The 12,847-nt window shown below is 64.7% G+C and carries 11 protein-coding genes and 1 tRNA gene; 1 reads left to right on the forward strand and 11 read right to left on the reverse strand.

Annotation, left to right across the window (positions count from 1 at the left end; all coding sequences use genetic code 11):
* Positions 1-51: 51 nt before the first annotated feature.
* Complete coding sequence (locus tag C2862_RS01840; protein WP_136218389.1) at positions 52-1,452, reverse strand: L-cystine transporter; 1,401 nt, start codon at positions 1,450-1,452, stop codon at positions 52-54.
* Between the two features lie 248 nt (positions 1,453-1,700).
* Between C2862_RS01840 and C2862_RS01845 the strand changes: the two genes are divergently transcribed.
* A complete protein-coding gene (locus C2862_RS01845) occupies positions 1,701-3,425 on the forward strand; it encodes a methyl-accepting chemotaxis protein (RefSeq protein WP_136218390.1) in 1,725 nt (574 codons plus the stop codon).
* Positions 3,426-3,433: 8 nt separating this feature from the next.
* Here the strand turns inward: C2862_RS01845 and C2862_RS01850 are convergent, their stop codons facing one another.
* The 10 genes from C2862_RS01850 to C2862_RS01895 form a co-directional block, all read right to left on the reverse strand.
* Positions 3,434-6,106 (reverse strand): EAL domain-containing protein, encoded by a 2,673-nt coding sequence (locus C2862_RS01850; RefSeq protein WP_168709980.1) that lies wholly within the window; start codon positions 6,104-6,106, stop codon positions 3,434-3,436.
* Between the two features lie 181 nt (positions 6,107-6,287).
* Positions 6,288-6,363, reverse strand: a tRNA-Lys gene (locus C2862_RS01855).
* Between the two features lie 72 nt (positions 6,364-6,435).
* The gene (ybgF, locus tag C2862_RS01860; RefSeq protein ID WP_136218392.1) at positions 6,436-7,191 is read right to left on the reverse strand and encodes a tol-pal system protein YbgF; all 756 of its coding nucleotides are present in this window, start codon (positions 7,189-7,191) and stop codon (positions 6,436-6,438) included.
* 109 nt (positions 7,192-7,300) lie between these two features.
* A complete protein-coding gene (gene pal, locus C2862_RS01865) occupies positions 7,301-7,822 on the reverse strand; it encodes a peptidoglycan-associated lipoprotein Pal (RefSeq protein WP_136218393.1) in 522 nt (173 codons plus the stop codon).
* Between the two features lie 46 nt (positions 7,823-7,868).
* On the reverse strand, positions 7,869-9,134 hold the full coding sequence (gene tolB / locus C2862_RS01870) for a Tol-Pal system beta propeller repeat protein TolB (protein ID WP_136218394.1): 1,266 nt from the start codon (positions 9,132-9,134) through the stop codon (positions 7,869-7,871).
* Positions 9,135-9,159: 25 nt separating this feature from the next.
* A complete protein-coding gene (tolA, locus tag C2862_RS01875) occupies positions 9,160-10,146 on the reverse strand; it encodes a cell envelope integrity protein TolA (RefSeq protein WP_136218395.1) in 987 nt (328 codons plus the stop codon).
* Positions 10,147-10,149: 3 nt separating this feature from the next.
* Entirely contained in the window at positions 10,150-10,581 is a 432-nt protein-coding gene (locus C2862_RS01880; protein ID WP_136218396.1) for a biopolymer transporter ExbD, read from the reverse strand.
* A gap of 15 nt (positions 10,582-10,596) precedes the next feature.
* Entirely contained in the window at positions 10,597-11,280 is a 684-nt protein-coding gene (tolQ, locus tag C2862_RS01885) for a protein TolQ (RefSeq protein WP_056339399.1), read from the reverse strand.
* Positions 11,281-11,317: 37 nt separating this feature from the next.
* Positions 11,318-11,722 carry a tol-pal system-associated acyl-CoA thioesterase gene (gene ybgC / locus C2862_RS01890; RefSeq protein ID WP_136218397.1) on the reverse strand — a complete coding sequence of 135 codons (405 nt, stop codon included), beginning with the start codon at positions 11,720-11,722 and terminating at the stop codon, positions 11,318-11,320.
* 281 nt (positions 11,723-12,003) lie between these two features.
* Positions 12,004-12,750 (reverse strand): SDR family oxidoreductase, encoded by a 747-nt coding sequence (locus C2862_RS01895; RefSeq protein ID WP_136218398.1) that lies wholly within the window; start codon positions 12,748-12,750, stop codon positions 12,004-12,006.
* Positions 12,751-12,847 lie beyond the last annotated feature (97 nt).

Here is a 12,847-nt window from a genome sequence, read left to right on the forward strand (position 1 = left end):
GCAGGTGGACCGCGCACGATTCCGTGCGCAAACTAATAACTTTTTTAAGGGTCAGGCGGTCTGTTCTTCGCTGTCCAGATTGGTTTCCGCGTCGCTATTAAATACCGCGATGTTGGTGGCGCCAAGTACGCGCGAAGTAATGGTGCCGGCCGTAATCGAGCCGCTCACGTTCAGGGCGGTGCGCCCCATGTCGATCAGCGGTTCGATCGAGATCAGCAGGCCGGCCAGGGCCACCGGCAGGTCGAGCGCGGAAAGCACGATCAGGGCCGCGAAGGTGGCGCCGCCGCCGACCCCGGCCACGCCGATCGAGCCGAACACGACGATGGCCAGCAGCGGCAGGATGAAGCTCGCGGTCCACGGATCGATGCCGACCGTCGGCGCGATCATCACGGCCAGCATGGCCGGATAGATGCCGGCGCAGCCGTTCTGGCCGATGGTGGCGCCGAAGGAGGCGGCGAAGTTGGCGATGCCTTCTGGCGTGCCCAGGCGCGTGGTCTGGGTTGCCACGCTCATCGGAATCGAACCGGCGCTGGTGCGCGAGGTGAAGGCGAAGGCCAGCACCGGGAAGATCTTCTTCACGTAGCGTGCCGGGTTCAGGCCGCTGAGTGCCACCAGGATCAGGTGCACGCCGAACATCAGGATCAGGGCGCTGTAGGACGCGAGCACGAAGCTGGCCAGGTTCAGGATGTCCTGCAGGCTGGAGCCGGCCACGACCTTGGTCATCAGCGCGAACACGCCATAGGGCGTCAGGCGCAGCACCAGGGTCACCATGCGCATCACGATGGTGTGGGCGACGTGCACGAAATGGCTGAAGGAGGCGAACTCGCTCGGCTTCTTGGCGGCGATGCCGGTCGCCGCGATGCCGACAAACACCGAGAAGAACACGACCGCGATGGTCGAGGTCTTGCGCGCGCCCGTCATGTCGAGGAAGGGATTGGCCGGAATGAACGAGAGCAGCATCGAGGGCAGCGAGATCTCCTTTGCCGTCGACAGCGAGCCCTGCAGGTATTCGCCGCGCGCCACCTCGGCCGCCGACGCGGTCAGGCCGACGGCGGTGAGGCCGAACAGTTTCGCCATCAGGATGCCGATCATGGCGGCCACCGCCGTCGTGGCGATCAGGATGCCGATGGTCAGGGCGCTGATCTTGCCGAGCGAGGCGGCATCGCGCAGTTTCAGGATGGCGCCGATGATCGAGACCATGATCAGCGGGATCACGATCATCTGCAGCAGTTTCACGTAGCCGCTGCCGAGCACGTCGAGCCAGGCATTGGTGGCCGCGACCGTGGGCGAACCGGCGCCGTAGATCGCCTGCAGCGCCGCACCCAGCAGCACCCCCAGGCCGAGGCCGCTGAAGACGCGCTTGGTGAAGGAGGCGTGGGCCGCCTGCATGCGGTAGAGGAGGGCGCAGACGAGCAGGGCGACGGCGAGGTTGAGGATCACGGGAAGCGTCATGTCGTTCTTCTTATAAAACCAAAATACTTGATCGCAGCATTCTATAGGCAAACCGTTTGCGCCGCAGAAACAAGGCCTTGTCGTTTCATTCACGGGCCATGACGGCTTGTTATCGTTTCGTTGTCCTCGCACGACGAAAAATGGAAATCCAGTGTGGATATCCGATAGTGTTTCCTGGGGGATTCGAAAATTTCTATAATCCAATGAGCTAGGGCTCTGCCTTCCACTTACTTTTCAGCGGTCGAATCATGTTCAAGAACATCACTATCAAGACGCGCCTCATCTTTGTCATTGGCTTTCTCGCCATCGAACTCATCGCCGGTTTTGCGGTCGGCATCCTCAACCTGGAGAAGTCGAACGATGCGATGCAGAGCATGTACGACGACCGCCTTGTGGCCCTTGCCGAGCTCAACAAAGTCCAGCAGATCGTGATGCTGAACCAGATCCTGGTTTCCAAGGCCATCGCGACCGGCGACCCGGCCGGGCCGATCATGGAGCAAGTCGAGGCCAACATCGCCGAGGCCAACAAATCCTGGCAGGCATACAGCACCACCAAGATGGCGGACGACGAAAAGCAGCTGGCCCAGCAGTTTGCGGCATCGCGTGCACGTTTCCTGGACCAGGCCCTGAAGCCCATCATCGCGGCGCTGAAAGAAGGCGATATCGATCGCGCCACGGCGCGCATGAATGGACCGATGCACAAACTGGCGATCCCGATGGGTAAGAACATCGCCGGGCTGGTCAAGATCCAGACCGACGTGGCCGCTGCGGACTTCAAGCGTTCGCAGGAAATCGTCGCGCTCGTGCGCCTGGTCTGCTTCGGCGGCCTGGTCGTGGGTTTGGTGATTGCCGCCTGGCTCGGCTGGCTGCTGGTGCGCGCCATCGTGCGTCCGCTCGAAGAAGCGGTCAAGATCGCCGGCGCCGTTGCCCAGGGTGACCTGACCCAGCGCATCGAGGTGCGTTCGAACGACGAAACCGGCCGCCTGATGGCCGCCCTGCGCGACATGAACGACGCGCTGGTCGAGATCGTCACCCGCGTGCGGGCCGGCACCGACACGATTTCCACCGCCTCGGGCGAGATCGCCGACGGCAACCTCGACCTCTCTTCGCGCACCGAGCAGCAGGCCGGCTCGCTGGAAGAGACGGCTTCCTCGATGGAAGAACTGACCTCGACCGTCAAGCAGAACGCCGACAACGCGCGCCAGGCCAACGTGCTGGCGGGCTCCGCATCGGCGATCGCCGGCAAGGGCGGCGAGGTCGTGGCGCAGGTGGTCGAGACCATGGGCTCGATCAACGACTCCTCGCGCAAGATCGTCGACATCATCGCGGTCATCGACGGCATCGCCTTCCAGACCAATATCCTGGCGCTCAACGCGGCGGTGGAAGCGGCCCGTGCCGGCGAGCAGGGCCGCGGCTTCGCGGTCGTGGCCGGCGAAGTGCGCAACCTGGCCCAGCGCAGCGCCGCTGCCGCCAAGGAAATCAAGAGCCTGATCGACGACTCGGTTGGCAAGGTGCAGCACGGCTCGCAGCTGGTCGACCAGGCCGGCGCGACCATGAAGGAAATCGTCGCCAGCGTCAGCCGCGTGACCGACATCATGGCCGAGATCAGCGCCGCCAGCCAGGAACAGACGGCCGGCATCACGCAGGTCAACGAAGCCATCGTGCAGATGGACCAGACCACCCAGCAGAACGCGGCCCTGGTCGAGCAGGCCTCGGCGGCGGCGCAGTCGCTGCAGCAGGAGGCGGCGGTGCTGGCGCGTACCGTGGGCGCTTTCCGGATCGAGGGCGGTGCCGGTGCGCCGGCAGCGGCAGCAGCAGCGCCGGTCCAGCGTCCGGCTGCGGTGGCCAAGCCTGCGGCGCCTGTCGTGCGCCCGGCGCTCGCCAAGCCGGCCGTTCCCAAGGCCGCCACCCAGCCGCGTCGCGCGCCGAAGGAAGTCGCAGCGACCGCCGGCGACGGCTGGGAAGAGTTCTAAGAGTCCGGTCAGGCGGGCACGGCGCGGTTGCTCTCGACCAGCGCCGGTACCTGGTCGGCCTCGACCGGGCGGCTGAACAGGAAGCCCTGGTAATCGTCGCAGGCCAGCGTGCGCAGGATAAGCAACTGCTCCTCCGTCTCGACGCCTTCGGCCACCACGGACAGCTTCAGGTTGCGCGCCAGGTTCAGGATCGAGCGCACGATGGCTGCGCTGTCCTCGTCGCGGCCGAGGTCGCGGATGAAGGCGCGGTCGATCTTGAGACGCTGCACAGGGAAGTGTTTCAGCGCCGCCAGGCTCGAGTAGCCGGTGCCGAAATCGTCGATCGACAACTCGACCCCGAGCGCGCGGATCGCGTGCAGCAGGGCGTCCACTTCCCCCTCGCGCCGCATCAGCGCGGTCTCCGTGATTTCGAATTCGAGCGCGGCCGGATCGACGCCGGTGGCCTCGATGCAGCGCTTCATCATCGCTACCAGGTCTTTCTGGTCGAACTGGCGCGGGGACAGGTTCACCGCCACTTTCAACTGTGCCCCGTCCGCATTCCAGCGCGCCAGCTGGCGGCAGCTTTCCTGCAGCACCCAGGCGCCGATCGGCACGATCAGTCCCGTGCGTTCGGCCAGCGGGATGAAGCGCGCCGGCGAGACCTCTCCCAGTTCCGCGCTGTTCCAGCGCAGCAGCGCCTCGAAGCCGACGATCCGGCCCGATCCGAGCGCGACCTTCGGCTGGTAGACCATGCGCAGTTCGCCGCGCTCGAGCGCGCGCCGCAGCTGGGCTTCGACCGTGAGCCGTTCATCGAGATCGTCCTGCGCGCTTTCCGAGAAGAAGTGGATGGTATCGCCATCGGCGCCGCTGCGGTTGCGCGCGCTTTCGGCACGGCGGAACAGTTCGTCCGCGCTGTGTCCGTCGTCGGGAAAGAGCGACACGCCGACCCGGGGTTCGAGGAAAAACTCGCGGCCGTTGACGGTGAAGGGGCTGGACAAGCGGCCATGCAGGGCTTGCGCGAATTCTTCCAGTTCGCCGCGGCCGTGGTGCGCATGCACCGCCAGCGCAAACTCGTTGCTCTTGATCCGCGCCACGCCGACGGCACGCGGAAGCTGCGACTGGAACAGTCTGCCGATCTCGCGCAGCGCCGCCTCGCCCGTTTCGTGGCCGAGCAGGTCGCTGATCTCGTGCAGGCGGGCCAGCGACACGACCAGGACACCGAGTCCTGCTCCCTTGGCGGCGGCGTCGGCCAGTTCGGCCTCGAGCAGGTGGCGGAAGTGATTCCGGTTCGGCAGGCCGGTCAGGTCGTCGAAGTTCGCCAGGTAGGCCAGGTGCGCCTCCGCCCGTTCGCGCTCGGTGATGTCGGTGAGCAGGTTGACGAGCTGGACCTGGCCGGAGGCGTCCAGCAGTTGCGAGGTCTGCTGGATCACGCTGCGGGCGTCGCCGGCACCGTCTTCGACAGTGGCCAGCGCCTCGTCGGTGCGGCCAGTGCCCAGCACCAGCGCGTAGCGCCGCTCGCGTTCGGCTGCCCCGGCCGGGTCCAGTACCTCGGACTCGAGCCGCCCGGCCAGTTCGGCCGGCGTGCGTCCGACGAAACGCGTGAAGGCCTCGTTCCAGACTACCAGCTGGCGCGCACCGTCGAGCACCCAGATCGGGGTGCGCACCGCATTCAGGATCGCCGCCAGGTAGCCGGCGCTGCGGCCGGCCTGTGCTTCGCTCGCTTCCAGGCGCGCGATCAGGGTTTGCTGGCGCCGCGTGTCGCGTGCGACCCGCCAGGCCAGGAAGGCCAGCGCCAGGCATACCAGGGTCAGCAGCGACGCGGCCGTCCATAGGCGTCCATACCAGGGCGCCAGCGCTGCGGACTTGTTCATCCCCGTGATGATTACGAGTGGATAATTGCCGACTGCATCGTAGCCGTAGAGCCGTGCGAGGCCGTCGACCGGGCTGATCGTGTCGAAGTCGCCGCGCGGCCGGGCCGGCAGATGCTTCTTGAACAGGGGAGTATGCGCGAACGAGCGTCCGATGCTCATCGGCAAGGTGGGCCCGCGCACCAGCATCGTGCCGTCGCGGTGCAGCAGGGTCACCGAGCCGCCTTCGCCCAGTTCCACCAGGCTGTAGATGCGCTCGAACTGTTCGGAGTCGACTTCGGCCAGTATCGAGCCGATGCGCCGCCCCTCCCTGTCGCGCAAGGGCCGTACGACTTCGATGATGCCGCGCCCGGTGCGCCGGTCGACCGCCGTGATGCCGATCCGGAGTCCATCGGGCTGGGTCAAGGCGCCGGCAGGTGCGGCAGGGGCGGGCCTGGCCGCGCCCTGCGGTACCCCGCTCGCCAGCAGGCGGCCGTCCGGCCCGAAGACATGGAGGCCGAGCAGGTATTCGCGCGCCGGTCCCTCTTCGTCGAAATAGACGAGCCGCTGGACTTGTCCATCGGCCGCCGGCCGGTAGCCGCGCTCGACCTGGCGCAGCGCCTGGTCGACCGCCTGCACCACGACTTGCGATTGGGCGGCGAAGGCGATCGCCAGGTTGCGCAGCGTGGTTTGCTCCTGGCGCAGGGTGTCGCGGTAGCTGACGTGGAGCATGGCCGCGGTGCCGAGCACCAGGGTCAGGATCAGCAGCGCGGCGAGGCTGGCGAGCCGGGCCGGCGCATACAGGCCCGGTTGCGTGGGCGTGCCGGCAAGCGGAGAGGATGGACGTTCGCTCATGTTGGACGCATCGGTTGGCGCGTGCGGGAGTGTACGCGCAGTCATGTCCTGCGTTCGGATTATGCAATAACGGCCGGTATCACGGCACATGGATGTGCTGGGCCGGGATCCATCGCGGCGCGGGAAACAAAAAAGGAGTCGACGATTGCTCGTGACTCCTTTGATGCTGCTGCTGAATTCGTGGTAGGCCGTGCGGGATTCGAACCTGCGACCAACGGATTAAAAGTCCGCTGCTCTACCAGCTGAGCTAACGACCCGAAAGAAGCAAGATTATAGGGCGCGGCCGCCGTGCTGTCAAACGAACACGCGCAAAATGTTGCAGTGCAGCTTTACTTCAGCGCGGCCAGGCGGTCCTTGGCGGACTGCGCGGCCTGCGACTCGGGGAACTTCGAGACCAGGGTCTGGAGGGTCTTCCTGGCCTTCACTTTGTCCTTCAGCTCGGCGTAGCTGGTGGCGATGTTGAGCATCGCGTCCGGCGCCTTGGCGCTGCTGGCGTAGGTGGTGGTCACGACTTCCTGGGCGGCGATGGCGTTCTTGTAGTCGCGCTGGGCGTAGTAGGCGTTGCCTAGCCAGTACTGGGCGTTGGCGGCGTAGGCCGATTCCGGATAGCGGCGCACGAAGTCCTGCAAGGCAGTGGCGGCGCGCTTGTAGTCGCCGGTCTTGAAGACTTCCATTGCGCCGTCGTAGGCCTGCTTTTCGGACGGCAGCACCTGCGCGGTTTCGCCGTCGATGGTTTCGGCGCGCGGCTCGAGCTTCTTGATGCGGGCATCGAGGTCGGCGTACAGGGTGCGCTGGTTGTTCTGGGCCTTGCTGACCTCGTTTGCCAGCACTTCGATCTGGCCGCGCAGCTTGGCGATTTCGGCCAGCATCTGCTCGTTCTGGTTCAGCAGGTCGAGGGTGGCGTTCTTGTCGGCCTTGGCGTCGAGACGGGTGGTGAGGTCGCGCGTGATATTGTCGACTTTCGCGCGCAGGTCGATGATCGCGCGGCGCGCCTCATCGTCGTCCAGGATGCCGGCGGAGGCCTGCAGCGGCAGCGCAAGGGCGAGCAGCATGGCGGCAAGGCGGGACGGGGTCAGTTTCATCATGTCGTATTCTTTCTCTACCGGTGAGGCAATGGAAAACGGGGCGGCTTGCAGTCTGCACTGCAAGCCGCCCCGCTGTCAATTCGCCGAGCCTTAAGACTCGATCAAACGATTACTGGTAGACGATGTCCGCACGGCGGTTTTCAGCCCAGGCGGCTTCGCCCGAACCGGTTGCCTTCGGCTTTTCTTCGCCCAGCGAGACGGCTTCCATCTGGCTTTCGGCCACGCCCTGGGTTGCCATCGCACGGCGGACGGCTTCGGCGCGCTTCTGGCCCAGGGCCAGGTTGTACTCGCTGCCGCCGCGATCGTCGGTGTTACCTTGGATCAGGATCTTGCGGCCCTTGTTCTGGTTCAGGTACTGCGAGTGGTTGGCGACCACTGGCTTGCCGTCTTCACGGACGACGTAGCTGTCGAAGTCGAAGTAAACGCTGCGGTTGGCCAGCACGCCTTTCGGATCGTTCAGCGGATCGACGGTGGCGGTTTCAACCGGGTTGATGTCGCGCGAGTCGGCGACTGGGGCCGGGGTTGGGGCGCGCTCTTCGACGGCCGGTGCAGCCACCGGGGCTGGCGATTTGCAGGCTGCGAGCAGGGCAGCGGTGGCGATGATGAAGGATACACTCTTAACGTTGCGCATGGGTTTTTCTCCTGGTCTTGGTTGGTGGTTTACTTCTTTTACTGCATTACTTCATGAAGGGGCCCCAGCTGGGTTCCCGAATGTTTCCCGCTTTGGTGGACAAACGCTGCTTGACGCGGCCATCGGTCGATACGACGGCCAGCGAGACACGCCCGCCACCCTTGTTCGCATACATGATGTATTTGCCGTTCGGCGAAAAACTCGGTTCGGAGGCCCCATCGGCCAGGCGCAGTTCCTGGCCGCTTGCCAGGTCCTTTGCGTAAAGAGAGAAACCGCCGTCGCGCTGGGAAATCCAGGCCAGGGTCTTGCCGTCCGGAGACACGCGCGGGCTGATGTTGTAGTTACCGTTGAAGGTGACGCGGGTAGGCTGGCCGCCCGCGACGCTCATTTTATAGATCTGCGGGCCGCCGCTGCGGTCGCTGGTGAAATAGATGGTCTGGCCGTCGGCCGAGAACTGCGGTTCGGTGTCGATGCCGGTGCTGTTGGTCAGGCGGCGCAGGCCGGAACCGTCGGCGTTGACGATGTAGACCTGGTAGTTGCCCGACTTCGACAGGGCGATCGCCAGCTTGCTGCCGTCCGGCGACCAGGTCGGTGCCGAGTTGCTGCCTTTTTCGTTGGCGATCACGCGGCGCTTGCCGGTGACCAGGTCCTGCATGTAGACGACCGGCTTGCGGTCTTCAAAAGAAACGTAGGCAACCTTGCCGCCGTCCGGCGACCAGGACGGCGAGATGATCGGCTCCTTGCCGTGCACGGCGACGATTTCGTTCTCGCCGTCGGCGTCCGCCACGGCCAGTGCGTAGCTGCGGCCGGCGCGGTTTTCCTTCACGTAGGCGATGCGGGTCGAGAAGATGCCGCGCACGCCGGTCAGCTTTTCATACACGTCGTCGGCGATGCGGTGACCCTGCAGGCGGATGTACTTCGGCTGCACTTCGCCGCCCATCTGCGAGAGCTGGCTGCCCTTGACCGTGTCGTAGAGTTTGTAGCGCACGGCGAAGCGGCCGTCCGGCTGGCGGGCCACGCTGCCGACCACCAGCGCATCGGCGCCGCGCGCCTTCCAGCTGCCGGCGTCGACGCTGGCGCTGTCGCTGATCACTTGTCCGGCGTTGATGACCTTGAATACGCCGCTGCGCTCGAGGTCGGCACGAACGATGGCCGAGACCTGGTCCGGCGCCAGCGATTCGTCGGCGAAGGCGGCGACCGCCACCGGGATCTGGTTGCTGCCGACGCCGGCGATTTCGACTTGAAGCTGGGCATTGGCCGCCGAGCCCATGAGCAGGGTGGCGCTGAATAACAGGTAATGAAGTTTTTTCATGCGTTCTATTCTCGGTAAAGAGTAACTAGTCCAGGTCTTTCATGGAGAAATTGACCACGATTGTGCGCTCCACCGTACCATCTTTCTTCTTTGGAAGCGGTGACGATTTGTTAATGCCGCGCTCCACCGCATCGTCGAACTGCGGCACGCCGCTGCTCTTGGTGAGGCGCACCGACAGGATTTCGCCGGTCGGCAGCGTCTCGACCTTGAACACGGCTTTCGGATTGCCCGGCACATCGGTGCTGCCGGTGAAGCTCGTGTTGCTCTTGATGAGGGCGGTCAGCTTGGCCACATAACCGGGATCGGATTTCGGCGCGCTCGACTTGGCCGCGCTGCCGGTAGTGCCGACGGCGCCCATCATGCGCTTGAGTTCCTCGTCGCGCATCTTGTCGAGCTTGGCCTGTTCCGCTTTCTCGGCCTTGGCCTTGGCGGCTTTCTCGGCGGCGAGTTTCTTCTTCTCGGCTTCAGCCTTTTCGGCGGCCAGCTTCTTCTCGGCCTCGAGTTTCTTCTTCTCGAGTTCCTTCTTCTTTTCCTCTTCCTTTTTCGCCAATTCTTTGGCCTTCAGCTCTTCGCGTTCCTTCTTCTCGGCCAGTTCGCGCTCGCGCTCACGCTCCTTCTTTTCCAGCGCTTCGCGCTCACGCTGCTTCTTCTGCTCGGCCAGTTTCTTTTCGCGTTCGAGATTGATGTCCGGCGGGGCTGGCTTGACCGGCTCCGGCTCGACGACCTTCGGCGCAGGAGGCGGCGTCGGGACAGGCTCCGGCTGCGGCTCGGGCTCGACCACTTCCGGCGGCGGTGGAGGGGGCAGCGCAGGAGCGGCGGCCGACTCGACCTTCATGTCCCACACCTCGGCCTCGACCGCGGGCGGTTCCGTGTTCTGCCAGCTGATGCCGATCCACAGGAAGGCCAGCAGCAGGGCGTGCACGGCCAGCGCCAGCACGATGGCGCCGGTGCGGTTCGGTTCTGGCGGCACCGTGTAAGGGGCGCCGATGGTGGCAGGCTTCGTTGCGGACATTGCTTATTTGGTTGCGAGACCGACGCGGTTGATCCCCAGTTTCTTGGACTCCGAAATCAGTTCGATCACGTCGGCGTACTTGCTGTCACGGTCGCCCGCGATCATCACCGGATAGTCGGGATTGCTCTCGTGCAGTTCGCGCAGGCGTTTCAAGAGGGCGGCGCGGTCCGGCATCGTTTCGGCGGGGACGGTTTCCTTGCCGCTCACGCCGATCGCCAGCGTGGCGTCGGGCTTCACGGTAATGTGGATGTAGGTGTCCGGCGGCAGCGCCGACTTCTCGGCGTTGGGCAGGTTGACCACGTTCGGGGTCTCGTTGGCCGGTACCGCCATGAAGATGATGAGCAGCACCAGCATCACGTCGATGTAGGGCACGACGTTGATTTCGGATTTCAGTTTGCTGCGGCGTCCGCCGCGCATGCTGCTGGAAAAGGCCATGATCGATTCTCCGGATCAGCGCGACTGGCGCTGCAGGATGTTCGAGAATTCCTCGACGAAGCTCTCGAAGCGGGTCGCCAGGCGGTCGATGTCGTGCGTGAAGCGGTTGTAGGCGACGACCGCCGGAATCGCGGCGAACAGGCCGATCGCGGTGGCGATCAGGGCTTCGGCGATGCCGGGCGCAACCACTGCCAGGGTCGCCTGCTGGACGCTGGCCAGGCCGCGGAAGGCGTTCATGATGCCCCACACGGTGCCGAGCAGGCCGATGTAAGGCGACACGGAACCGACCGAGGCCAGGAAGTTCAGGTGCAGGTCGAGACCGTCGAGCTCGCGCTGGAAGGCGGCGCGCATGGCGCGGCGCGAGCCGTCGAGCACGGCGCCCATGTCGAGCGCATCGCGCGAGGCTTGCTTGCCCTTGATAAATTCGCCCATGCCGGCTTCGAAGATGCGCGCCAGCGGACCGCTCTGGTCGCGCTGGGCCGAGGCCGACTGGTGCAGGGTGTGCAGGTTGCCGCCGGCCCAGAAGCTGCGTTCGAACTGCTCGGTCTGGCGGCGCGCGGCGCGGATGGCGAACAGTTTGCGGAAGATGTACGACCAGCTGACCACGGACAGCACCAGCAGGAGCAGCATGATGAGCTGGACGATGAGGTGCGCATTGCTGATGAGGGCAAGGAAGGAAAGGTCGTGGGATGGGGTCATCGGGTGTTAAAGCAAATGAGCAATATTGTTGAATGGATCAAGCGGCACGCATTTTATCAGCCACATCGCTCGGGAGCGAGCGTGGACGCATGGCGGCGAGGTCGACGCAGCCGACTTTGACTCGGGCTTCGACCAGCAGGAGATCGCCTTTATAGGCTTTCTGGGCGAACTCGACCGAGGCGCGGCCGAGCTTTTCGACGCTCAGCGTGAGGGTGACCTGGTCGTCGAGACGGGCCGGCGCGTGATAGTCGAGGTGGGCGCTCTTCACGACGAAGCCGGCGCCTTCACGGTCGAGCAAGGCTTGCTGGTCGACCCCGGCGGCGCGCAGCCACTCGGTGCGGGCGCGCTCGAAAAACTTCAGGTAATTCGCGTAAAACACGATCCCGCCGGCGTCCGTATCTTCGTAGTAAACCCGTACTGTCCAGGTGAAAGGCGCAGGCATTCTTATTTGCTAAAAATGATAATAGGAAACATTTTACGCTAAGCGCGCGTATGTATGCTAGCGAACACACCGCCGGGCACAGCACGGCGGTATGTTCGCAGGAAAAATCCATAGAGCGCGGCGTAGTAGACGAGAGACGACGCTGTCAGGACAATAACTGTAACACTTTCTCACAATTATCGAAGACGGGGCGCACGCTGTGCCGTAGGGTGGGCGCCCCGTGCCCACCGGGCGCATTGGGTGCGCGTCCGTCGGTGGGCACGGGGCGCCCACCCTACGACTTACGCCCGCTTGATATTGAAGGGCGAGAAACCCTGGCAGGTCGGCATCATCTCGATGCTGTTCACATTAATGTGCGGCGGCAGGGTCGCGATCCAATAGGCGGTCTCGGCGATGTCCTTGGCCGTCAGCGGCGTCGTACCTTCGTAGACCTTGGCCGCCGCCTCGTCGTTGCCCTTGAAGCGCACGTTCGAGAATTCGGTGCCGCCGCACAGGCCGGGCGCCAGGTTGGTGGCGCGTACGCCGGTGCCGACCAGGTCGGCACGCAGGTTCAGGGTGAACTGCTCGACGAAAGCCTTGGTGGCGCCGTAGACGTTGCCGCCAGGGTAAGGATAGTGGCCGGCCACCGAGCCCAGGTTGATCACCAGGCCGCTGCCGCGCTCGACCATGGCCGGGAGCAGGGCGCGGGTCATCGTCACCAGGCCCTGGCAATTCGTGGCGATCATGGTTTCCCAGTCTTCCAGCGGCGCTTCGTGGGCTGGCGAGGTGCCCAGCGCCAGGCCGGCGTTATTGATCAGGACATCGATCTGGCGCCAGGATTGCGGCAGCATCGCCAGCGCTTCCTCGATCGACTTCTTGTCGGTCACGTCCATTTCGACCGGCAGCGCCGATTCGCCCAGTTCGGCCGCCAGCGACTGCAGGCGCTCGATGCGGCGTGCGGCCATCACGACTTGGTGGCCATTGCGGACGAAGGTGCGCGCCATTTCGGCGCCGAAGCCGGCCGAAGCGCCGGTGATGAAAACGATCATGGTGGATTCCTCTGGTGGCGGATGCAGCAAGATTGTAGCCGAAATGACCATCTTGTCTGATCTATCGCAGAAGTTGTCGGGGTGGCAGGGCATTCCT

It is taken from the genome of Massilia sp. Mn16-1_5 (assembly GCF_004798585.1).
Lineage (GTDB): Bacteria > Pseudomonadota > Gammaproteobacteria > Burkholderiales > Burkholderiaceae_D > Telluria.